Here is a 24806-nt window from a genome sequence, read left to right on the forward strand (position 1 = left end):
ATGCTCTAACAGCATCGGTTTTTTTTGTTTTAGATCCCAATTTCAATTTGAAAACGGGCGTACCAATTATTTTTTCTATCACCTGAATAAAAAGTCAGTGTATCAAAACTAATTTCACCTTGTACCTTAAAGGCATGTTCCCAGATGTACTTGGTGAGTCCTAAACTATATTGTTTGGTATTTGGAGCCAATGTTTGAATATCTGTTCCCACCTTCTGAGTTGAAAAACGACCAATTACTTCATAATTTGATACAAAATTATAGCTGACTTGATGGTCAAATCCATGACCAACATAAGCAAAATTAAAAAGGCTTGCATCAGTAGGGCTAAAAGTAACAGCGTTCTTACTCGTAGTTCTAGACATATAACTACTCATAAAAGCCCAACCGTTGTATTTCAGCATGGCATCCAATAAAACGGATTGCATAGTTCGAGCTTGAAATAAATCATTTCCTAATTGTCCTTGCGTTCTCTTGGCTTGATTATTTTGTTGAAAAGCTCCTGAAAGCATTAATTTAGGCTTTGGCTCTCGCACAATATCTCCCTCAAAATAAGTACCGTCTTTTGCAAAAGCGCCAAACGGAAACAATTCTACTTTACCAGTTACAGCTAAACCTGCATCAGCGTTGTCGGTAATATTTCGGCCTTCTCCCGTTGAAATAGCTGTTTTAAAATTATACGAGAATGCATCCTTAAATTCATTCAAATTGTGAACTTGAAAACCAAAATCACGGTCAATAGTAAACTTAGCATTATTGATGGAGCGATCGGTTAACTGTAATCCTCCTGACGAATTTACACGTTGTCTGTTTCCGGGTAATTTCGTTTGACCAAAACTTAAATTCCAATGTTTGTTGGGTCTGTAAAACAACACAGCATCTCGAATAATGTTTATATTCTCGCCTTCTCTAAATTCGCCTACGTCGCCCGGGGCAAATGACAATTGCACCGCATATAAAAATTTTGGTGAGCCCACATAACCATCCAAACGCAATCTCAATCGACGAATTTGACCATCATAGGAAGAAGCCACTCCTTCATTATCTAAGTAGGTAACTCTGTTTTGCATTCGGAACCTAATATTCAATTGGTACAAACTATCTGGCGAAGTGATCCCAATTCCTTTTCCAAAACTATAATAGGGTAAAGCAGAAAGTTTTAAATCATTGTCTTGATTGCTTCGTTTAATAGACACTTGAGCCGAACTAGACAAGCAAAAAGCAAGCGCAATGATTAAGGCAATTTTTTTCATTATTTTGTTGTGTGTTTGTCTTACAAATGTAAAATATTATTTAAATATCAAATGCATTTGCTACGCTATTGTTACCTTTGCAAAAAAAATAAGCATGTCAAACATTTATATAGGCTACCATTTTACGATAAGTCCAAAAGAATTAGGTTCAGAAATTTTAATTGCTGAATTAGGAGAAAAAGCTTTTGAAAGTTTTACCGAAACAGAAAACGGCATCTCAGCTTTTGTACAAAAAGACCTTTGGGACGAAATGATTTTAGAAGGAGTACAAATTTTAAGTTCAGAAGAATTTGAAATTGATTACACCTTTGAAGAAATCGAGCAAGTTAATTGGAATGAGGAATGGGAAAAAAACTTTGAAGCAATTGACGTAGACGGTAATTGCCATGTGAGAGCTCCTTTTCACCCAAAAACTGATGCCGAGTTTGATATTGTTATCGAACCCAAAATGAGTTTTGGAACTGGTCACCATGAAACTACACACATGATGATTCAGCATTTACTTGAGATGGATGTTACTGATCTTAAAACACTAGACATGGGCTGCGGAACGGCCATCTTGGCTATTTTAGCCGAAATGAAAGGCGCACAACCTATTGATGCTATTGATATTGACAATTGGTGTTATTTGAACTCGATTGAAAATGCAGCACGCAACAATTGCAAGCACATTACCGTTTATGAAGGCGAAGCTGCTTTACTTGCAGGAAAAAATTACGACTTGATTATTGCAAATATCAATCGCAACATTTTGTTAAATGATATGCAAAGCTATGTAGATTGTTTAAATCCGGGCGGGACTTTGTTATTGAGTGGTTTTTACCAAGAAGATATCCCGTTTATCGATGCGTCATGCACTGAAAAAGGGTTGACCTATGTTAAAAAATTTGAAAGAAACAACTGGGTATCATTAAAATACGTAAATTAGAACTAGTATTTGTAAAAAGTAATAATCACAGTACAAAAAGCAAATAAAATGAGTACTAAAGAAAAAGTTAGAGAAAGAGTCAGTTTAAAAGAGGCTGTGCAGCTTGAAAATGAAATTATCGTGTATAACGACGATGTCAACACTTTTGATCACGTTATTGAAACTCTCATTCGAGTATGCGATCATACTCCAGAGCAAGCAGAGCAATGTTCCTTAATTGTACACTATAACGGCAAATGTACCGTAAAAACGGGACCTATTGAAAAGCTAAAACCACAATGTACACAATTGCTAGAGGCAGGAATTAGCGCTGAAATAGTGTAATTAATTCGCTTAAAAACAATAAAAAAACCTATTCTTGCTTTAATCTCGAATAGGTTTTTTTATTGCTTTTAAGTTTACTTGTTTTAGTTTAATGAGGCAATTTTGAACGAATGACACCGTACAAAAAAGTACCCAACAGAGCACCAAACAAGACAATAAGTACACTCCAGAAACCTGCGCCAATTAAAATAAAAATCGGTCCTGGACAAGAACCAACTAAGGCCCAACCTAATCCAAAAATAAGACCGCCAATCCAATATCTGGCATTTCCTTTTTCCTTATCTGGAATGTTAATCGCTGCACCTGAACTGTCCTTAACATTAAAACGCTTGATTAGCTGTAACCCTATTACGCCAGTTAAAATTGCAACGGTAATAATACCAAACATATGAAAGGATTGGAATTGAAACATTTCGTAAATTCGGTACCAAGAAACGGCTTCAGATTTTGTAAGGACAATTCCAAAAACAAAACCAACTAAAAGATATTTTATTATATTTTTCATTTTGAACTATTTAAAATGATTAGGATAAAAGATATGGTAAAATAAAATGAGCCATCAATAACCCTCCGATAAAAAAACCAATTACCGCTTTTAAAGATGGGATTTGCAAATTACTCAAGCCAGAAATAGCATGACCAGACGTACATCCGCCGGCATAACGCGAGCCAAAACCAATCAAAATTCCGCCAACAACTAATAAAATAAGAGTCGCAGGATTTGCAATTGCTTCAGACCCAAAAAGTGCCGCAGGCATCAGCTTACCATTTGGCGCATCAATACCCATTTGTTCTAATTGTGTAATTGTAGCCGGATTTAAAGTAACGTTAGAAGGGTCGCTCATGAATTGAACTGCTACAAATCCGCCAAGCATAGCGCCTAAAACCACTACCAAATTCCAACGCTGCGATTTCCAATCAAAATTAAAAAAGGATACCTTTTTACCCAATCCAGACATTGCACAAAGTGAGCGCAGGTTCGAAGACATTCCGAAAGCTTTTCCAAAATAAGTAAGTGTTAGCATTATCATACCGATTAAAAAACCTGAAATATACCAAGGCCAGGTTTGAAAAATTATTTCCATATTCTTGAATTTTTTAGACAAATATAAGAAGCATTTGCAAAGTTCAATTAAGACGTGTAAAATTTGGAAGTAGAAATACAATACATCTCAGATTCATTTATCTTTGTTTTAGAAATTGAACCCCTAAAAAGCGCTACAAACAAATACAAAAACACCACATAGTATGAAAAAATTACTGCTCTTAACCATCTTGGCATTACAACTAAGCTCTTGCACTAGCACCAAATCAACTTTAAAAAACACCGATGACTCAGCACCAAACCTACGACTGAGCGAGAATAACACCTTTATAATTACTCAGTTTAGTACGGATAAGAAATATGGATACGACAAAGATTACCCTATAAACATTTTTTTTAGCGGTACAACAAATCCAACCATTAACCAAGAACGTTTTTTGAATGCCTTGGCTGGGCCAAAAGGTGAAAAAATAAGTTTTGAAAAATTAGAAAGCTGTTGTCCTTTTCCGACCACAAAAAGTGATATGGGTGCAGGTTTCTTAGATGTATATCAGGTTAAATGGCAAGGCCAAAACAAACCTGTTTTACTCTACTTAAACATCTATGAAAAAGGAGTTTTGATGGTACCAATGGGTTTCACTTTAAAAAAATAATCGCTCCTAGCCCTGATAGCAGTGGAAATCCTTTTGCTTTTTATTTTCAAAAAGCAAAAGATTGCAACGGATAGCAGGAAAGAGCTCCTAAAAAAAATAAAATCGCAAGCTAATTTGTAAAACCTGACTATCTTTGCAACTTTAAAAAACAACACATTATGAACATACAAGATATCCCTTTAATTAAGCATACTGATAGCGGCAATTTTTTCTTATTGGCTGGACCTTGCGCTATTGAAGGCGAAGAAATGGCATTACAAATTGCTGAAAAATTAGTTGGAATTACTACCAATCTTCAAATTCCATTTGTATTTAAAGGTTCCTTTAAAAAAGCAAACCGTTCAAGAATAGATAGTTTTTCAGGAATTGGAGACGAGAAAGCTTTGAAAATTCTAAGAAAAGTTTCTGAAACTTTTAATATTCCAACGGTTACTGACATTCACACCAATGAAGATGCTGACATGGCTGCTCAATATGTTGATGTATTGCAGATTCCTGCTTTCTTGGTACGTCAAACTGACTTGGTAGTTGCGGCGGCTAATACTGGAAAAGTTGTGAATTTAAAAAAAGGACAATTCATGAGTCCAGAAAGCATGAAGCATGCCGTTCAAAAAGTACTAGATTGCAACAATACCAATGTGATGGTTACAGATAGAGGAACGATGTTTGGATACCAAGACATGATTGTTGATTTTAGAGGAATCCCAACAATGCAAAACTATGCTACAACGGTGCTTGATGTAACCCACTCTTTGCAACAACCCAATCAAACTGCAGGTGTAACGGGCGGACGCCCTGATATGATTGAAACGATCGCCAAGGCCGGAATTGCAACAGGAGTCGATGGTATTTTTATAGAAACACATTTTGATCCTGCTAATGCTAAAAGTGACGGTGCTAATATGCTACATTTAGATTATTTTGAAGCTTTGATGACTAAGCTAGTGGCTATTAGACAAACGGTGAATAAATTCTAATTTTAGAGAACTAAACAATTGAAAAAAATAATTTTTATATCTGCATTTTTAACAGTTTTGGCTGGAAATAGGGTTCAAGCTCAAGACGATATTAAAATTCAAGATAAATATACAGCACACAATAAAGGGAAGTTTTTTGTGTCATGGGGCGGAAACAGAGAAACTTATAGTAAATCTGATGTTACTTTTAAGGGAGCCGATTATAATTTTACCCTTAATAACATAACGGCGCATGACAAACCTAAGGGTTGGCATGTAGATTACATCAACCCTACTAAAATGACCATCCCACAAACCAATTTTCGTTTGGGTTATTTTATCAATGACCATTACAGTATAGCCCTTGGAGTTGACCACATGAAATATGTGATGACTCAAGGTCAAACGGCTAATATTAGTGGTACAATTGCAGCAGGAACGCCTTTTGACGGAGTGTATAATAATTCCCCGATTGAATTGACTGAAGATTTTTTAATGTACGAGCACACCGATGGTTTAAACTATGTACATACTGAAATATCTCGTCATGATGATATTTCCAAACTATTTAAAATTTCAAATACTGATAAAATTCAGGTGAATCTGACAGAAGGTATTGGCGCCGGAATGCTATATCCTAAAACCAATACTACTTTGCTTGGTAAAGAGCGCCACGACGATTTTCATGTTTCAGGATATGGAGCTTCGGTAAAAGCAGGTGTAAACGTTACCTTTTTTAAACATTTTTATATTCAGGGAGAAATCAAAGGCGGTTACATCAACATGCCAGACATTCGCACCACGCAAAGCACCGCGGATAGTGCTTCACAAGATTTTTTCTTTTTGCAAAGAATCATAGCTTTTGGTGGAATATTTAAACTATAACACTTTCTCAACCATTCAAAGTACAAAAAAACAGATTCTATAACAAAGAGTCTGTTTTTTTTGTTTAAGGTTATAATTAAAAATATTGTGATAAAATCACCCTCCTAATTGATAAATAATAACTAGATTTGAAGTTGAATTCTTTGATAACCAAAACAAAAACTAAACAAATATTAATTTTTTGTTTGGCTTAGAAATAGTATCATTTAGGTGAAACAATCATGACTAAAAACAAAGAAAATCCTGATCCTGCCGGAATTTATCATTTTGATAATTTCTTTAAAATATCTGCAGACTTTATTTGTATTGCAGGATTTGACGGTTATTTTAAAAGAATTAATCCTGCCGTATCCCAAACTTTAGGATATACTGATGCAGAACTTTACACTAGACCAATAAGTAGTTTTATACACGAAGCTGATCTAAAAAACACAATTGAAACCAGGGAGCAGGTCTACAAAAACAAACCACTTCTCAATTTTGAAAATCGATACCTTACTAAAAGCGGAGAGATTATTTGGTTGTCATGGACTTCAATGCCAGTAATAGAAGAAAAATTAGTGTACGCAATTGCAAAAAATATAACGCATACCAAAAAGAGAGAGGAAGAACGTAATATTTTATTAGCAAAACTGACACAAATCAATAAAGAACTAACAGTACTTTCGCACAAAATTTCACATGACTTAAAATCGCCACTAAATAATATGATGGCTATTTTCAACTTAATAGATACATCTAAAATAGATGATAGCGAAACTCTAGAATTAATAAACATCTTACAGGAAACAAGTCAAAATTTAAGAAACACACTAAATGATTCACTTGATCAACTAGTGGTTAACGAAAATTTGCACCCTCAAATTGAAACTGTAAATATTTCCGAGACTTTGGCGCTAGTAATAGCATCGATTAAATCATTAATTTTAAACTCTAAAGCTACTATTTCAAGTGATTTTTCTGCATTTGATGAAATAAACTTTAACAAAGGCTATTTGCAAAGTATTTTTTTAAATCTGCTCAGCAATGCCATTAAATACTGTCAAGTTGGTAGTTCACCCAATATTGTAATATCCACAAAATTTAATAATGGTACCAAGCAATTAATTTTTAGCGACCACGGAATTGGTTTTGATATGGAAAAAGTAAAAAATAAAGTATTTGGTCTTTACGAAAAATTTCATAATAATTCAGACAGCAGTGGTATTGGATTGTATCTCGTTTACAATCATGTGAACAGCTTGGGTGGTAGCATTTCGGTTAATAGCAAACCGAATGAAGGAACCACTTTTACTATTTCATTCAAATAAATATAAATCATAAAAAAGCCTGTCTCCTTCGAGACAGGCTTTTTTATTTAACTACAGTTTTGAATTACATTTTTGCTTTCAAAGCTTTTGCTTCAGCAGTCATTTCAAGGGCATTGTAAACACCTAATAAAGTTTTGGATACATCTTGATTTGTTGGATTTAATTCAACCGCTTTTGCCAAAAATGGAATAGTCGCTTTGAACATATCTTCTCTTTTCTTTTTCAATTCGTCGTAACGTTTTTGATCTTTTGTAGAAGTTCCTAATTTATTCATCTCATCAATAATCACCTTCTCATCTTCCAATTTCATGGCAGCAAGATTAATGTAAGCATTCACGTATTGAGGATTGATATCGATTACTCTTCTGTAGTATTTCTCAGCATCAACTACATTTTTCGCATTAGCGCTAAGAACACCTAGGTTAAAAATTAGTTCGGAATCATTCGGATTCTTTTCTAAAATTTCAGAAACTAACTTTTTGTAAGTGTCATAGTCTTTAGTCTCTAGGTATAAATTAGCTTCTGTTAAAGCTAGAGATCCATCTTCTGGATTTGTTTTACGAGCCTCAGAAATTGCTTTTTTAGCCTCGTCTGTTTTTCCTTTTTCAACCAAAATTAAAGCCATGTTTTTGTAGATCTCTCCTCTTTTTGAAGGTACAACCTCTGTTCTTGGCTTTTCGTGTGTACCAAGTTTTACCAAACGGTCTCTTTCTTGTGCCGTTGAAAAGAAATCCTCTGCAGATGTCAGCTTATTAACAGCAATAAAATTGGTTGCTTTACCAGAATAGTTTAATGTTTTCAATGTTCCGTAAAGTTCAAGTGCTTTATCGTAATCTTTAGCATTTACATAAGTTGAAGCTGCATAATACAAGTTGATTGTATCTTTTTTGTCCAACAAGTAGGCATCATATAACTTTTTAGAACTTTCTGCAAATTTTTCAACTTTAGAATCTGCAATTGCACTATTGATTAATTTATATTTTATCTCAGTAACTGATTTTATTGCTTGTGCAGAAAATTTTGATTTCCCTGAAGCCTTTTCAGCATCAATTAAATCTTGAAATGCTTTGGCAGCGGCAGAAAGACTAGCGTCTGTGTTTACATTTTTATTAGCTAAATCTAAGTATGTATTACCCTTAACGAAAAAGAATTGCGCTTTTTCAGCGTCTGCTGCATTAGCAATTAAGGACTCAGCCTCAGTTAAAAATGTGGCTGCCTCTTGAGATTTACCACCTTTTAAAGCCTTTTCAGCAGCTTTAATTTGGTCTTTTTGAGCAAAAGTAGTTACTGATATCAATAACGCTGATGCTAATACTACATATTTACTGTTCATGGTATTCTAATTTAATTTATAATTGTTTTAATTTATGTTTATTCTTCAGATTCTTCTTCGTCTTCAACATCTTCGTCGTCCTCGATAATTTCATCTTCTTCGTCTTCATCTTCTTCAACAACTTCTTCTTCTAGCACTTCTAAAACAGGTTTTACTCTTTCGATAGCAGCTGTTTCTAGGACATTTCCATCTTCATCAACAACAACCTCGGCAACATCGTCTTTCATTACTTTAGTTACGGCCGCGATTGAGTCTTTGCCTTTCAAGTTGATTAATTTCACTCCTTGTGTTGCACGCCCCATTACACGTAAATCTTCAATTGCCATTCTAATAGTAAGTCCTGATTTATTAATAATCATTAAATCATCAGCATCAGTAACTGCGTTAATCGAGATCAAATTACCGGTTTTCTCAGTAATATTTAGTGTTTTTACACCTTTACCTCCACGGTTTGTAATACGGTACACATCTTCTCCATCTTCGTCAACTAATTTGGTACGTTTTCCGTATCCGTTTTCAGTAACAACAAGAATTTGTGAATCGTTGATATTGTCCTTAGCAACAGTAACCATGCCAATTACTTCATCCGACTCGTCTTTCAAGCTAATTCCGCGAACCCCAGAGGCTGTTCTACCCATCGGTCGCGTTTTAGTTTCCTCAAAACGAACTAGTTTACCTGATTTAACTGCCAAAATAATTTGACTTTCGCCATCAGTTAATTTTGCTTCAAGTAATTCATCACCTTCTTTAATTGTAATAGCCGCCACCCCATTTACACGCGGTTTTGAGTATTTTTCTAATGAAGTTTTCTTAACCTGACCTTGTTTTGTAACCATGATTAAGTTGTGACTATTGATATAATCTTTGTCCTTAAGATCTTGGGTACAAATGAAAGCTTTCACTTTGTCATCGCTTTCAATGTTCACTAAGTTTTGAATGGCTCTACCTTTAGCTGTTTTACTGCCTTCTGGAATTTCGTACACACGCATCCAGAAACATTTCCCTTTTTGGGTAAAGAACATCATATATTGATGGTTTGTAGCTACAAACATGTGTTCTAAGAAATCTTGATCACGAGTTCCAGCGCTTTTTTGCCCAACTCCACCTCTATTTTGAGTTTTGTATTCTGTTAAGTTGGTGCGTTTAATGTATCCTGCGTGTGAAATTGTAATTACTACATTTTCATCGGCAATCAAATCCTCAATACTAACATCTCCACCTGAATATTGAATAGTAGAACGACGCTCATCACCATACTTATCACGAATTTCTTCAAGTTCTTCTTTTATCAAAGCCGTTCTCAAATTAACATCAGCTAATAATGCTCTTAAATGATCAATCAATTTCATGATCTCATCATACTCCGCTCTTAACTTGTCTTGCTCCAGACCCGTTAATTGACGTAAACGCATTTCAACAATTGCACGAGATTGAATATCAGACAACTGAAATCTCTCCATCAATTTATTACGAGCTTCCTCCGTATTTTTAGACGCCTTAATTAATGCTATTACTTCGTCAATATTATCTGAAGCAATAATCAAACCTTCTAAGATATGAGCTCTTTCTTCGGCTTTACGCAAATCAAATTGTGTTCTACGAATAACCACATCATGACGGTGCTCTACAAAATAATGAATCATATCTTTCAGATTCAACATTTGCGGACGTCCTTTTACCAAGGCGATGTTGTTTACACTAAATGAAGATTGCAATTGTGTAAACTTATAAAGTGTATTTAAAACTACGTTTGGAGTAGCATCACGTTTTAGGATGTAAACAATTCGCATTCCGTTTCTATCCGATTCGTCTCGAATATTGGCAATACCATCGATTTTTTTATCGTTTACCAAATCAGCAGTACGCTTAATCATGTCCGCTTTATTGACTTGGTATGGAATTTCAGTAACAATGATACACTCTCTTCCGTCTACTTCTTCAAAACCAACTTTCGCACGCATGACAATACGTCCTCTTCCAGTTTTAAAAGCTTCGCGAACCCCTTCGTAACCATATATTATACCACCGGTTGGAAAATCAGGAGCTTTAATATGTGTCATCAACTCATCAATTTCGATTTCATTATTATCGATGTAAGCTAATGTTCCGTTGATTACTTCGGTAAGGTTGTGTGGTGGCATATTGGTAGCCATACCTACTGCAATTCCTGTTGCTCCGTTTATTAATAAAGTCGGAACGCGTGTTGGCATTACCTTAGGTTCATATAAAGTATCGTCAAAGTTCAATTGAAAATCGACTGTTTCTTTTTCAATATCTGCCATGATTTCTTCAGAAATCTTGCGCATTCTAGCCTCAGTATAACGCATTGCTGCAGGGCTATCACCATCTACAGATCCAAAGTTACCTTGGCCGTCAATTAATAAATAACGCATGCTCCATTCCTGAGCCATACGCACCATGGCATCGTATACAGAAGTATCACCGTGCGGGTGGTACTTACCAAGAACCTCTCCTACAATTCTTGCGGATTTTTTATGGGCTTTATTTGAAAAAACTCCTAAATCATACATACCATAAAGAACTCTTCGATGTACAGGCTTTAAACCATCTCTAACATCTGGAAGCGCTCGAGATACAATTACAGACATTGAATAATCAATGTAAGCTGACTTCATTTCATCTTCTATGTTAATAGGAATTAACTTTTCTCCTTCAGACATAAGTTGTTATATTAAAATATTATATTAGTTTCAAAACGTGCCAAGATACACTTTTTAGATTTTTTTTTACCAATTTGTACCAACATATTTCAATGATTTATTAACAAAATTAAACACGCTTTTAGTTAATAATTTAAGGTAAAATTAACTCTTAAATCGTGATATTTTTTGTCTCTTAGCAGACATGCGCAACAAGAGGAACGGTTTTTGTTTTTCAAATTGTAAATCATTAAATTTACGAGATTAAATATATAATATGGATGATAATTTTTCACCAAGAGTAAAAGACGTAATAACCTACAGTAAGGAAGAAGCCTTGCGCTTAGGTCACGACTTTATAGGTACTGAACATTTAATGTTAGGTATTTTGAGAGATGGCAGCGGAAAAGCAATACAAATTCTGAACAATTTAGATGTTGATTTAGACCATTTACGCCGCAAAGTAGAAATTTTAAGTCCTGCAAGCCCAACCCTAGAAATCAATGTAGAAAAGAAAAATTTACATTTGACTAGACAAGCAGAGCGTGCCTTAAAAACCACTTTTTTAGAGGCAAAAGTATTCCAAAGTACCTCGATTAGTACCGCACATTTGCTGCTGTGTATCTTAAGAAACGAGAACGATCCTACAACCAAGCTATTGAATAAGCTCAAAATAGATTATGATATAGCTAAAGAACAATACATTAATATGACGCCAAACGACGAAGATTTCAGAGAAAATTTGCCACGCAATGAGTCTTACAACGACGATTCAGGACAAGATGACAGTTTGAAAGAAGGAACTTTCAACAATCCGACAAACAAATCCAATAAAAAATCAAAAACTCCAGTTCTGGATAATTTTGGTCGTGACTTAACCGAAATGGCCGAAGAGGGCAAGCTAGATCCTGTTGTAGGACGCGAGAAAGAAATTGAGCGTGTATCGCAAATTTTAAGCCGTCGCAAAAAAAATAATCCTTTACTTATTGGTGAGCCTGGAGTAGGAAAATCAGCAATTGCTGAAGGTTTAGCGCTCCGCATTATTCAAAAAAAGGTTTCGCGTACACTTTTTAACAAACGAGTGGTAACTTTAGATTTAGCAAGTTTAGTTGCTGGAACAAAATACCGCGGACAGTTCGAAGAGCGTATGAAAGCGGTCATGAACGAACTTGAAAAAAACGATGACATTATTTTATTCATTGATGAAATCCATACAATTGTTGGCGCAGGTGGTGCTACAGGCTCACTTGATGCATCAAACATGTTCAAGCCGGCTTTGGCTCGTGGTGAAATTCAATGTATTGGAGCTACAACTCTTGACGAATACCGTCAATACATTGAAAAAGATGGCGCTTTAGAAAGACGTTTTCAAAAAATCATTGTTGAACCAACATCTGTTGAAGAAACAATTACGATTTTGAATAACATTAAAAACAAATATGAAGATCACCACAACGTAACATTTACACCTGAAGCCATTGAGGCCTGCGTAAAATTGACTGACAGATATATGTCTGAGCGATTTTTACCAGACAAAGCGATTGATGCTCTTGACGAAGCAGGTTCACGTGTACACATTACCAATATCGAAGTTCCTAAACAAATTTTAGATCTTGAGCGTCAGTTGGAAGAAGTTCGCGAGATGAAAAATGTAGTGGTTAAAAAACAAAAATACGAGGAAGCTGCTAAACTTAGAGACGATGAAAAACGCATCGAGAAGGATCTTGCAATTGCTCAAGAGCAATGGGAAGAAGATGCAAAGAACAATCGTATTGAAGTAACTGAAGACAATGTAGCCGATGTAGTTTCGATGATGAGCGGTATACCTGTAAATCGTATTGCACAAACCGAAAGTAACAAGCTTGCGAAATTACCAGAACTTATTGAAAATAAAGTTATTGGGCAAAAAGAAGCCGTTGTTAAAATAGCACGCTCTATTCAGCGTAATCGTGCAGGCTTAAAAGACCCGAACAGACCAATCGGATCGTTTATCTTCCTTGGTCAAACAGGAGTAGGAAAAACGCAATTGGCTAAAGTTTTAGCAAAAGAATTATTCGACTCAGAAGATGCTTTAATCCGTATTGACATGAGCGAATACATGGAAAAATTTGCTATTTCAAGATTAGTGGGAGCTCCTCCGGGATACGTAGGATATGAAGAAGGTGGACAACTTACCGAAAAAGTAAGAAGAAAACCGTACTGCGTAGTATTATTAGACGAAATTGAAAAAGCACATCCTGATGTATTTAATATGTTACTTCAGGTTCTTGATGACGGATTTTTAACGGATAGCTTAGGCAGAAAAATTGATTTTAAAAATACAATTATCATAATGACCTCTAATGTTGGTGCCCGACAATTAAAAGACTTTGGTCAAGGCGTTGGATTTGGTACAGCTGCAAAAGTGGCCCAAGCAGATGACAATTCGAAAAGTATTATTGAAAATGCTTTAAAGAAAACTTTTGCTCCTGAATTTTTAAACCGTATTGATGATGTAATTGTATTCAATGCACTTGAAAAACATGATATTGATTTAATCATTGAAATCGAGTTGAAAAAACTGTATGCTCGCGTGGCCGAATTGGGTTATAATTTGAACCTATCAGACGCTGCAAAAGCATTTATAGCTGATAAAGGGTTTGACAAACAATTTGGTGCTAGACCACTAAAAAGAGCGATACAGAAATATGTAGAAGACACACTCGCCGAAGAAATAATTACTTCAAAAATTCTAGTAGGCGACGAAATATTCATGGATATAGAAGAAGGAGCTCAGGAATTAACTGTAAAAGTGCACAAAGCTGGAGAAGCTACCAATTTGTAAAAACCACTTTTTAATTGATAATAAACCCGTTACGTTTTTATAACATAACGGGTTTATTCTTTACAGTAAACCAACATTTTGTGAAAACAAATAGCTACATTTGAATTTTAAAATAAGATTAAATCCGCAATTTATGTCAGATAATAAAGTAATTTTAGGTAGCGAAGAATGGTGTTCTTTTCCAGAATTAGGCATTCCTACCATAAAAGCCCGTGTCGATTCAGGTGCTAAAACATCAGCATTGCATGCCATTAACATCGCACCCTTTATCAAAAACGAAAGCAACTGGGTAAAATTTGACATCAATCCCATTCAAAATAACTTAAAAACAGTAATTCACTGCGAAGCTCCACTAGTAGACAAACGTATTGTAAAAAGTTCAAGTGGTTTTAGAGAACACCGCTATGTGATCCAAACTAATGTTCAACTTGGTAGCGGGCAATGGCCTATAGAAATGACTTTGACCAATCGTGATTCCATGGGTTTCCGTATGTTATTGGGTCGTGAAGCAATGAGTGGAAGAGTTTTAGTTGATCCTGAACAAAAATATTTACTAGGACAACCTACGAGCGATACTTTAAAAGAATTATATAAAAATTCAGAAAAGGCAAGTTCAGGATTACGTATAGGTCTTTTGGCGAGTAACCCCGAACTATACAGCAACAAACGTATTATGGAAGCCGGCGAAATGCGAGGCCATGAAATGCACTTTTTGAACATAAAAGAGTGCTACATGAAATTGGATGCCAAAACTCCCGAAATACACTATCGTGGTGGTAAAATTTTAAATCAATTTGACGCGATAATTCCAAGAATAAGACCAAGTATCACTTTTTACGGCTGCGCCTTGACACGACAATTCGAAGCTCTAAAAGTATATTGCTTGAACTCATCTAATGCTATTACACAGTCGCGTGACAAATTATACTCTTTACAATTATTACTCAATCATGGCGTTGCTATTCCTACAACGGGATTTGCCAATTCGCCTTTAGATACTGATGATTTAATTAAAATGGTAGGTGGATCTCCTTTAATTGTAAAACTACTTGAAGGAACGCAAGGAAAAGGTGTTGTTTTGGCAGAAACTAAAAAAGCAGCGGAAAGTGTTATTAACGCCTTCAAAAGTTTGAATGCTAACATTTTGGTTCAAGAATTTATAAAAGAAGCTAATGGGAAAGATATTAGATGCTTTGTCATTGACGGAAAAGTAGTTGCTGCTATTCAACGTGAAGCAATGCCAGGAGAGTTCAGAGCAAATATTCACCTTGGCGGAACTGCATCGGTTATTAAAGTAACTCCAGAGGAAAAGAAGATCGCCATTCGTGCAACTAAAGCAATGGACCTAAAAGTGGCAGGTGTTGATATTATTCGGTCTTCAAAAGGACCTTTATTACTTGAGGTAAATTCTTCTCCTGGTCTGGAAGGTATTGAAGGAGCAACCAATAAAGATATTGCTGGCGAAATGATTAAAGCAATCGAAAAGAACTTCAGACAAAAAATAGAGCTTAAATAAAAAGAGTCCAACAAAAACAAAAAAACCATTCTGAGAATGGTTTTTTTTGTAAATATTAAATTTTGGTATTAGATAAAAATACGAAATAAGTAGTAGATAAGAGCTGCAAGAATTGCTGAGATTGGAATTGTAAGTACCCAAGCCCAAATAAGACTCACAGTCATTCCCCATCGCACAGCTGATACTCTTTTTGTTAATCCAACACCAATAATAGAACCTGTAATTGTATGTGTAGTACTCACAGGAACTTTAAAATGCTCCGTAAAATATAAGGTTAGTGCACCAGCGGTTTCTGCAGCAACTCCTTCAAAAGAAGTAACTTTAGTAATTTTAGACCCCATTGTTTTCACAATTTTCCAGCCACCGCTTAATGTTCCAGCAGCAATTGCAGAGTAACATGCAAGCGGAATCCATTCTGGCATTACACCAAGTATTCCTTTATCTTCATTTGGCAAAATAACATTCAACCAATCTGGAAGACTATTTAGCGATACACCACTCTTGACTTTGTAAACTGTAACGGCAGCGGCTATAATTCCCATTACTTTTTGAGAATCATTTCCACCATGCCCTAAACTAAAGGCCGCAGAAGACAATAATTGCATCTTCTTTAACCAAGCTGTTGATTGATGTAAATTTAAGCTGCTAAAAATCAAAGAAAACGAACTAATTGATAGCACTATGAATGCTACCAAAAACCACTTGATGTTATGCGTTTCGAAAACAACGCTCCAAAAATGCGATTCAAAACGAGGTTTGGCTATATCTTTATAATATACCATTTGGCTTTCTACAAACCAGATGGTCAACAAAATCACGACCCCAGTAAATATTTTTGGTCCAATTTCTCTTTTAGAAGCGTTCAGCAACCAAATAGAAATTAAATAAGACATTAAGGCACCCAATAAAGGAGCTAATACAATAAAAGCAATAATGACAAGAACTCCAGAAGGAAAACCTCCACTTTTACTTGCAGTGTACCAGTTCACTGTGTCGTACCAGTAGGCTGTCTGCATTTCGACACCTGTACCTGTTGTATACGAAGAAAAACCGTGCACCATTAAGGCATGAGCAATTGCTGCTCCAGCAAAACCACCAATTAAGGTATGAGACGAACTGGAAGGTATACCTTGCCACCATGTGAATAAATTCCAAATGATAGCTGCAATAACACCGGCGAGAATTACTACCAAATCGATTTGATCGGTATTCGCTGTTTTTGCAACAGTATCTGCAACACCAAAACCAAAAACCCAGTATGCCAAAAAGTTAAAAAAAGCGGCCCAAACAACGGCTTGAAAAGGCGTCAATACCTTTGTAGCAACTACAGTCGCAATCGCATTAGCAGCATCATGAAAACCATTGATGTAATCAAAAATTAATGCTAAGACTATGATTACTATTAAAAGAGTAAATTCCATATTTATAATTTCAGAATAAAACGGATTGAATTAAGAGTGCTTCACAGAAATAGATTCTAAAACACCTGCAACACTTTTGCATTTATCAGTTGCCGTTTCTAAAACAGATAATACTTCTTTGTATTTGATGATGTTTTTGGCATCAGTTTCGTTTTCAAACAAATCTAAAACCGCTTTATCATAAACGTTATCCGATTTGTTTTCTAATTTATTGATACGTGCACAAGCATCTGTAATATTCTTCATTTTTTTCAAATCTCTCAATTCGCGAATAGCAACATCAATATTCTGACATGCTTCTAAATTGATTTCAGTCAACTTACGAATCGATTTTGTGATTTTGTCAACTTGATACAAACGCATTCTACTTGCTGCACCATGTAGGTTACCTGCAACGTTATCAATAGCAGTTATTAACGAGTGAATATCCTCTCTGTCAAACGGAGTAATGAAATTTCTACTCAATTCTAAGTTAGTTTGACGGGCAATGTCCTCTCCTTTTTGTTCCAACATATCAATTTTTTGAAAAAGAATTTCACGTTCTTTCAAAGGTAAATTAACTGCTTCGTGCAAATTTTCAGCAATTTCAATCAAATTGCTTGAAGCTTCTTCAAAAAGAGGGAAGAACTTTTTGTCTTTTGGAACCAAAAATTGGAAAAAATTATTAATGTTCATTTCGTTTAAATTTAGTTTGGCAAAATTACTTCATTATTCAGCGCGAATGTTAAGTTAACATTAACAAATCACTTTCAATATCGAAAGAATTCAAAAAAGCAATTGTCTTTTCGATGTCATAATGCAATATTCTATCTTCTTTGACAAACGGGACTTCGCCACGGTAAACTGTTAAAAAACTCTCTATAAATGGACTAGACTGCAGAGGTCTTCGATAAGTTATCGCCTGAGCTCCTGTGAGCAGTTCAATAGCTAAAATGCGTTCTACATTTTCAAGAACTTGTAAAGCTTTCGTCGCTGCATTGGCGCCCATACTCACGTGATCCTCTTGACCATTACTAGATACAATGCTATCTACGCTTGCTGGGGTTGCCAATTGTTTGTTTTGGCTTGCAATACTTGCTGCTGTATATTGCGGAATCATTAAACCTGAATTCAATCCGGGATTATCAACCAAAAATGGAGGCAAATTACGAGTTCCTGAAATAAGCTGAAAGGTTCTACGTTCAGAAATACTACCCAACTCCGCTAGCGCAATAGACATGAAATCAAGCGCTAAAGCTAATGGCTGACCGTGAAAATTACCACCAGAAATAATCTGATCTTCGTCTACAAAAATATTTGGGTTGTCGGTTACCGAGTTTATTTCTATCTTGAAAACTTGTTGCACATAGGCAATAGCATCTTTTGAAGCACCATGAACTTGGGGCATGCATCTAAAAGAATAAGGATCTTGAACCTGTACTTTTGGTTGTGAAATAATAGCACTACCTTCAAGAAATTCTTTGATTCTTTCGGCTGTCGCCAATTGTCCTTTGTGAGGTCTAATTTGGTGAATTAACGCATCAAACGGTTCTATCCTTCCATCAAAACCCTCTAATGAAATGGTACCAATTAAATCTGATAAATACGAAATTTTAGCTGCTTTCAAACTTACATAAGCTCCATAAGCACTCATAAACTGTGTTCCGTTTAATAAAGCCAACCCTTCTTTTGATTGTAAAACAATAGGTTCCCAATTAAAAAAACGCATTACCTGTTCAGTCGGAACTATTTTGCCCTCAAAATACACCTCTCCTTCTCCTAGTAGCGGCAATGACAAATGTGCAAGCGGAGCCAAATCGCCCGATGCGCCTAATGACCCTTGCTCATAAACTACAGGCCAAATTTTATTGTTGTACATAGCAATCAAGCGCTCAACCGTTTCGAGTTGTACACCGGAATAACCATAACTCAAAGACTGAATTTTTAAAAGTAACATAAGCTGCACAATGGCAACAGGAACCTTATCTCCTGTACCACAAGCGTGAGACTTGACTAAATTTTCTTGTAATTGAGCTAAGTTATCATTGGAAATTTTGACATTACAAAGTGATCCAAAACCGGTATTGATACCATAAATGGGTGTTGCATGCAACTCCATTTTTTTGTTTAAGTAAGTTCTACAACTTAAAATTTTGTCCTTGCTCTCCTCTGATAAGCACAGTTTTTTATCTTGAGTAATTATTTTATGTAACAAATCAAAATCAAGAGTTTCACTTGTAATATAATGCGTTGAATTCATCGGTTTTCTATTTGGGAAGTAAAAGTGATTAATTCTTTAATATTACACAATACCAATTGCATTTTATTTCAAAAAAAGCTTTAACAAATCTTAATAATTCTTGCAAAAACTGTAAAGGAGATAAATAACTTTTAATATAATTCAAAGCTAGAATTCGAATCAAATTTTCATTTTTGAATATTGTTGAAGCTAAAAACCTTGATTTATTTCTTAATTTTTCCTGATTAAAAAAGGACAATAAATACGAATACTGAGATATGACCGTACTAAAAACAACCAATATTTAGCAATTCTTAATTTAAAACTACAATAATCAAATATTCACAAAAAGAGCACTTTAGACTTTCATTTCTACAAAAAACCTTAATTTTGAAAAACAATCATGGAGAAAAAAAATTACATACAAGCTTCTTATAAATCGATCTCAACTGAGACGGTTACTACCATGACGTTTACTACAACTACCACTACCCCTTTGGGGTAAACAAACTACATATAAGCAAGTATTTTTATTTGTCTCCTATTTACAAAGAGACCAAACTACAGTTGTAAAAAAGTATTTACAACAATAAAATACGATCTCATTCACACAAACACAGCACACAACTTTATACATTACCACACATGAAAGTCTTAAAATTTGGTGGCACATCGGTAGCCAATGCACAAAACATAAAATTAGTTTTACAAATAATTGAAGAATCAAGATCAGGAGAACACTTAGTTGTAGTTGTTTCTGCGTTTAGTAAAGTCACTGATTTACTGCATCTCGCATCGCAAAAAGCAGCACAAGGCGATGATAGATTCAAAGAAATAGTAGCCGAAATAGAAACCAAACATTTAGAAGCACTTAAAGCTTTGATTCCTGTGAGCGAGCAAAGCGCTTTATTGAGTCATATTAAGCGCATTATCAATTATCTTGAAACTTTATTAGATGGCTGTTTCTTGCTTGGCGAACTATCTGCTAGAACATCAGACACAATACTGAGTTTTGGTGAATTACTTTCAGCTTACATTATTTCTGAAGCTTTACAGCAAAAAATAAAAAACAGCAGTTACAAAGACAGTCGCGAAGTAATTAAAACCGATAATAATTTCGGAAAGGCAAGTGTGAATTTTGAAGTATCGAATGCTCTAATTCAAGAATACTTTCAAACAAACAATCAGGAAGTTATTGTTATGCCCGGATTTATAGCTGCTTCAACAGAGGGAATTACTACTACTTTGGGTCGTGGAGGCTCAGATTATACGGCAGCAATACTTGCAGCAGCCTTGCGAGCGCATCAATTAGAAATTTGGACTGATGTAAATGGCATGTTTACTGCAAATCCTAAAATTGTAAAGCAAGCTAAACCAATTGCAAACTTATCGTATCAAGAAGCTATGGAATTGTCTCATTTTGGAGCCAAAGTACTTTATCCGCCTACAATTCAGCCCGTTTTACGCGAGAGTATTCCTATTTTGATTAAAAACACTTTCGAACCCACTGCAATTGGTACTTATATTTCGAATGACATTTTTACGCAAAACAATCCCGTAAAAGGAATTACGCACATCGATTCCATTACATTGGTAACTCTTGAAGGTTCAGGAATGATTGGTGTTTCTGGATCATCAAAACGTCTTTTTGAAGTGCTTTCACAAAAAAACATAAACGTAATTTTTATCACACAAGCTTCTTCGGAACATTCTATTTGTATTGGAATTTTAAATTCAGATGCTGACACAGCTGAAAATGCCATCAACAAAGCCTTTGAAATAGAAATTTCTCAAAATAAAATTCAACCTTGCATCGTTGAAAAAAACTTGTGCATTATCGCTTTGGTTGGTGAAAACATGAAAAACCACCAGGGATTGAGTGGCCGAATGTTTAGTACTTTGGGTAAAAACAATGTCAATATTCGAGCAATTGCCCAAGGTGCATCAGAACGAAACATATCAGCAGTTATTAATGAGCGTGATGTAAAAAAGGCTTTAAACACGCTTCACGAGAACTTCTTTGAAGAAAACACCAAGCAATTGAACCTGTTTGTGATGGGTGTGGGTAATGTGGGTGAAAAATTCATTGAACAAATTCACCAACAGAAAAAATTTCTAAAAGAAAAATTAAAAATCAACTTACGTGTTATTGCTTTATCAAACTCACGCAAAATGTATTTCGACGAAGATGGAATTTCTTTAAAAGAATGGCAATTTTTGCTGGATACAGGCGATGCAGCTGATGCCTCTCTGTTTTTTAAAACAGCCAAAGACCTCAATTTACGTAACAGTATATTTGTTGACATTACTGCAAATGAAAGCGTTTCACAAACCTATGAACATTATTTAAAACAAAATATTGCCGTAGTAACTTGCAACAAAATTGCTTGCGCATCCGAGTTTGATAATTATAAAAAATTGAAAAAATTATCTCGCCAATACAATGCGCCATTTTTATTTGAAACCAATGTTGGAGCGGGTTTACCAATTATTGATACCGTAAAAAACCTGGTGGCATCTGGCGACAAAGTCAATAAAATTCAAGCTGTTTTATCGGGTAGTTTAAACTTTATTTTTAACAATTTTAATGAAAGTAGCAGTTTTCATGATGTGGTTAAAGAAGCAGGTGTTCAAGGATTTACCGAGCCTGATCCGAAGATTGATTTAAGTGGAATTGATGTAGCACGTAAAATTTTAATTTTGATTCGTGAAAGTGGCTACAAAATGGAGATTGACGAAATTTCAAATGAATCTTTCCTACCAGCAGCTTGTTTGGAGACAACTAACAACGAGGCCTTTTTTGCATCATTAATTGCGCATGCCGATCATTTTAACACCATATTTCAAGAGGCACTTGCTAAAGATTCACGATTAAAATATGTAGCTCAGCTTGAAAATGGAAAAGCTAATGTTGGCTTGCGTTTCATCCCGAAAGACCATCCTTTTTACAATTTGGAAGGAAAAGACAATATCGTACTCTTTTTTACAGACCGTTACTCCGATCAACCGTTGCTAATTAAAGGAGCTGGCGCTGGTGCTGCAGTAACCGCCTCCGGAATTTTTGCTGATGTGATTCGAATTGGAAATATTTAAAAAATAGTTTAAAGTTTTCTTTGTTTAAAGTTTCAATTTCAAGAACTAAAAACAACTTTAAACTTTAAACCTGAAACAAAAAATCATGAACGAAATAAAGTTATTTTGCCCTGCAACAATTGCCAATTTATCCTGCGGATTCGATGTTCTAGGTCTTTGCTTGGAAACCGCAGGCGATCAGATGATTGTTCGAAAATCTACTGAAAAGGGAGTTCGAATCATCAAAATAGACGGTGCTGATTTACCTTTGGAAACCGAAAAAAATGTGGCTGGTGTCGCAGCTCTCGCGATGCTGGAGCAAATTGATTTCCCATTTGGATTCGAAATTGAAATATACAAACGCATCAAAGCTGGCAGTGGTATTGGCAGTAGCGCTGCTAGTTCAGCAGGGGCTGTTTTCGGCATTAACGAATTATTGGATAAACCTTTTACTAGGAAAGAATTGGTATTATTTGCCATGCAAGGCGAAAAGTTAGCAAGTGGAAATGCACATGCTGATAACGTGGCGCCTGCCCTACTTGGCGGTTTTACACTCGTTAGGAGTTCGAGTCCGCTTGATATTGTAAAAATTCCAAGTCCAACCGATTTATATGCAACCGTTGTTCATCCTCAAATTGAACTCAAAACTTCTGATGCCCGCTCCGTATTAAAACAAACCGTTTCGTTAAAAAGCGCCATCACACAATGGGGAAATGTAGGCGGCTTGGTTGCTGGCTTGTACACGCAAGATTATGAATTGATTGGTCGCTCGTTACACGACGAAATTATCGAACCACTTCGTTCTGTATTGATTCCTGGTTTTGATCTCATTAAAAAAAGTGCTTATGCAAATGGCGCGCTCGGCTCTGGAATTTCAGGTTCTGGACCTTCAATTTTTGCCTTGAGCAAAGGACTAGAAACTGCTAATGCTGTTGCAAAAGGCATGAGCAAAGTATACGACGCAATGAATCTACCTTACGAAATACATGTTTCAAAAGTAAATGACGAAGGAATTAAAATTATCTAAACGATAATTTCAGTTGCTTACAAATCAATAATTTAAATTAAAAAAATAACACAACTACTTACAACATACAGCATGCAATACTATAGTTTAAACCACAATGCCCCAAACGTTACTTTTCAAGAGGCCGTTGAGCAAGGATTAGCCAGCGACAAAGGTTTGTATTTCCCAGGATCAATTACCCGACTTCCTGATAGTTTTTTCGAAAATATTGAAAAAATGAGTCATGAGGAAATCGCTTTCGAAGCTATTAAACAATTCGTGGCCGACGAAATTCCTGAAGCAATTTTAAAACAAATCATTGCAGAAACACTTTGTTTTGATTTTCCTGTTGTTGAAATAGAGAGCGGTATTTTTTCGCTTGAATTATTTCACGGTCCAACCATGGCGTTTAAAGATGTTGGAGCAAGATTCATGTCTCGCTGCTTAGGCTATTTTAATTCTGATATAAATAACAGCCACAATACTGTTTTAGTGGCTACATCTGGCGACACAGGTGGTGCAGTTGCAAGTGGTTTTTTGGGAGTTCCTGGCGTTGACGTTGTAATTTTATATCCTTCAGGAAAAGTAAGCGACATTCAAGAGCGTCAATTGACAACCTTGGGACAAAATATAACAGCACTTGAAGTTGATGGTTTTTTTGACGATTGCCAAGATATGGTTAAACAAGCATTTTTAGATGAAAAATTGCAACATAAAAATCTTACTTCGGCTAATTCAATAAATATTGCGCGTTGGTTACCACAAATGTTTTACTTTTTCTTTGCTTACAAATCTTTAAAAAAACACAACAAACCTTTAGTTTTTTCGTGCCCAAGTGGGAATTTTGGCAACATTTGTGCTGGAATTGTTGCCAAAAAAATGGGTTTGCCTGTTCAACATTTTATTGCAGCTACAAATGTAAATGATACGGTTCCACGCTTTTTAGAAGAAGGAAAATACAATCCTAAACCTTCAAAAGCAACCATTTCAAATGCAATGGACGTAGGAAATCCGAGTAACTTTATCCGTATTCAGGAACTGTATCAAAATGATTTAGCAGAATTCAAAAAAGATTTTAGTTCATTTTCATTTTCTGACGAGGAAACCTTGGTTGCAATGAAAAATATATTTGAAAAATCAGGCTATGTTGCTGAACCTCACGGCGCGGTTGGCTACCTTGGTTTAAAACAAGAATTACAAAACCATCCTGATGCTATTGGTATATTTTTAGAAACAGCCCATCCCATCAAATTTTTAGATACTGTAGAGCTTGCTTTGAAGATAAAACTCCCAATTCCGTTGCAAATTACACCTATATTAAACAAAGAAAAATTTAGTGTTTCAGTACGTATTTACGAGGATTTAAAGACCTATTTGTTACAGAATTAATCCATTAGAAACA

The 24806-nt window shown here is 35.4% G+C and carries 19 protein-coding genes; 11 read left to right on the plus strand and 8 right to left on the minus strand.

The features are described from left to right. Window positions 1-29: 29 nt before the first annotated feature. Window positions 30-1253, minus strand: a complete 1224-nt coding sequence (locus ACXX8U_RS07340) for a porin (protein WP_458565284.1) — start codon at window positions 1251-1253, stop codon at window positions 30-32. Window positions 1254-1347: 94 nt separating this feature from the next. On the opposite strand from ACXX8U_RS07340, the gene prmA reads away from it, so the two are divergent. Both prmA and ACXX8U_RS07350 read left to right on the plus strand, forming a co-directional pair. After that, a complete protein-coding gene (prmA, locus tag ACXX8U_RS07345) occupies window positions 1348-2181 on the plus strand; it encodes a 50S ribosomal protein L11 methyltransferase (RefSeq protein WP_458565285.1) in 834 nt (277 codons plus the stop codon). 48 nt (window positions 2182-2229) lie between these two features. After that, the gene (locus tag ACXX8U_RS07350; protein WP_166133756.1) at window positions 2230-2505 is read left to right on the plus strand and encodes an ATP-dependent Clp protease adaptor ClpS; all 276 of its coding nucleotides are present in this window, start codon (window positions 2230-2232) and stop codon (window positions 2503-2505) included. 88 nt (window positions 2506-2593) lie between these two features. Here ACXX8U_RS07350 and ACXX8U_RS07355 read toward each other — a convergent pair whose 3' ends face one another. Both ACXX8U_RS07355 and ACXX8U_RS07360 read right to left on the minus strand, forming a co-directional pair. After that, complete coding sequence (locus tag ACXX8U_RS07355) at window positions 2594-3010, minus strand: DUF6691 family protein (RefSeq protein WP_458565286.1); 417 nt, start codon at window positions 3008-3010, stop codon at window positions 2594-2596. A gap of 19 nt (window positions 3011-3029) precedes the next feature. Further along, window positions 3030-3590 (minus strand): YeeE/YedE family protein, encoded by a 561-nt coding sequence (locus tag ACXX8U_RS07360; protein WP_458565287.1) that lies wholly within the window; start codon window positions 3588-3590, stop codon window positions 3030-3032. A gap of 163 nt (window positions 3591-3753) precedes the next feature. Between ACXX8U_RS07360 and ACXX8U_RS07365 the strand changes: the two genes are divergently transcribed. The 4 genes from ACXX8U_RS07365 (at window position 3754) to ACXX8U_RS07380 (ending at window position 7354) form a co-directional block, all read left to right on the plus strand. Then, on the plus strand, window positions 3754-4203 hold the full coding sequence (locus ACXX8U_RS07365; protein WP_458565288.1) for a 2-dehydro-3-deoxyphosphooctonate aldolase: 450 nt from the start codon (window positions 3754-3756) through the stop codon (window positions 4201-4203). A 158-nt stretch (window positions 4204-4361) separates the two neighbouring features. Next, window positions 4362-5180: a 3-deoxy-8-phosphooctulonate synthase gene (gene kdsA, locus ACXX8U_RS07370; RefSeq protein ID WP_458565289.1), complete on the plus strand. Its 819-nt coding sequence runs from the start codon at window positions 4362-4364 to the stop codon at window positions 5178-5180. Between the two features lie 18 nt (window positions 5181-5198). After that, complete coding sequence (locus ACXX8U_RS07375) at window positions 5199-6044, plus strand: hypothetical protein (protein WP_458565290.1); 846 nt, start codon at window positions 5199-5201, stop codon at window positions 6042-6044. A 221-nt stretch (window positions 6045-6265) separates the two neighbouring features. Further along, window positions 6266-7354, plus strand: coding sequence for a PAS domain-containing sensor histidine kinase (locus tag ACXX8U_RS07380; RefSeq protein WP_458565291.1), 1089 nt, complete (start codon window positions 6266-6268; stop codon window positions 7352-7354). 64 nt (window positions 7355-7418) lie between these two features. On the opposite strand, the gene ACXX8U_RS07385 is transcribed toward ACXX8U_RS07380, so the two are convergent. Next, window positions 7419-8687, minus strand: coding sequence for a tetratricopeptide repeat protein (locus ACXX8U_RS07385; RefSeq protein WP_458565292.1), 1269 nt, complete (start codon window positions 8685-8687; stop codon window positions 7419-7421). Between the two features lie 38 nt (window positions 8688-8725). Then, complete coding sequence (gene gyrA, locus ACXX8U_RS07390; RefSeq protein ID WP_458565293.1) at window positions 8726-11368, minus strand: DNA gyrase subunit A; 2643 nt, start codon at window positions 11366-11368, stop codon at window positions 8726-8728. A 256-nt stretch (window positions 11369-11624) separates the two neighbouring features. Here gyrA and ACXX8U_RS07395 point away from each other — a divergent pair, with 256 nt between their 5' ends. Then, entirely contained in the window at window positions 11625-14171 is a 2547-nt protein-coding gene (locus ACXX8U_RS07395) for an ATP-dependent Clp protease ATP-binding subunit (RefSeq protein WP_458565294.1), read from the plus strand. 133 nt (window positions 14172-14304) lie between these two features. Further along, on the plus strand, window positions 14305-15687 hold the full coding sequence (gene rimK, locus ACXX8U_RS07400; RefSeq protein WP_458565295.1) for a 30S ribosomal protein S6--L-glutamate ligase: 1383 nt from the start codon (window positions 14305-14307) through the stop codon (window positions 15685-15687). A gap of 68 nt (window positions 15688-15755) precedes the next feature. Here the strand turns inward: rimK and ACXX8U_RS07405 are convergent, their stop codons facing one another. The 3 genes from ACXX8U_RS07405 to hutH are packed head-to-tail and all read right to left on the minus strand — an operon-like array spanning window position 15756 to window position 19347. Continuing rightward, window positions 15756-17108, minus strand: coding sequence for an inorganic phosphate transporter (locus ACXX8U_RS07405; RefSeq protein ID WP_458565296.1), 1353 nt, complete (start codon window positions 17106-17108; stop codon window positions 15756-15758). A gap of 30 nt (window positions 17109-17138) precedes the next feature. Then, window positions 17139-17783: a DUF47 domain-containing protein gene (locus tag ACXX8U_RS07410; protein ID WP_458565297.1), complete on the minus strand. Its 645-nt coding sequence runs from the start codon at window positions 17781-17783 to the stop codon at window positions 17139-17141. A gap of 49 nt (window positions 17784-17832) precedes the next feature. Then, entirely contained in the window at window positions 17833-19347 is a 1515-nt protein-coding gene (gene hutH, locus ACXX8U_RS07415) for a histidine ammonia-lyase (protein WP_458565298.1), read from the minus strand. A gap of 624 nt (window positions 19348-19971) precedes the next feature. Between hutH and thrA the strand changes: the two genes are divergently transcribed. The 3 genes from thrA to thrC all read left to right on the plus strand — a co-directional run bounded on the left by thrA (window position 19972) and on the right by thrC (window position 24793). Next, on the plus strand, window positions 19972-22419 hold the full coding sequence (gene thrA, locus ACXX8U_RS07420) for a bifunctional aspartate kinase/homoserine dehydrogenase I (RefSeq protein ID WP_458565299.1): 2448 nt from the start codon (window positions 19972-19974) through the stop codon (window positions 22417-22419). A gap of 85 nt (window positions 22420-22504) precedes the next feature. Next, window positions 22505-23425, plus strand: a complete 921-nt coding sequence (locus ACXX8U_RS07425) for a homoserine kinase (protein ID WP_458565300.1) — start codon at window positions 22505-22507, stop codon at window positions 23423-23425. A gap of 72 nt (window positions 23426-23497) precedes the next feature. Beyond that, window positions 23498-24793, plus strand: a complete 1296-nt coding sequence (gene thrC, locus ACXX8U_RS07430; protein ID WP_458565301.1) for a threonine synthase — start codon at window positions 23498-23500, stop codon at window positions 24791-24793. Window positions 24794-24806: the final 13 nt, after the last annotated feature.

It is taken from the genome of Flavobacterium sp. GNP001 (assembly GCF_054343775.1).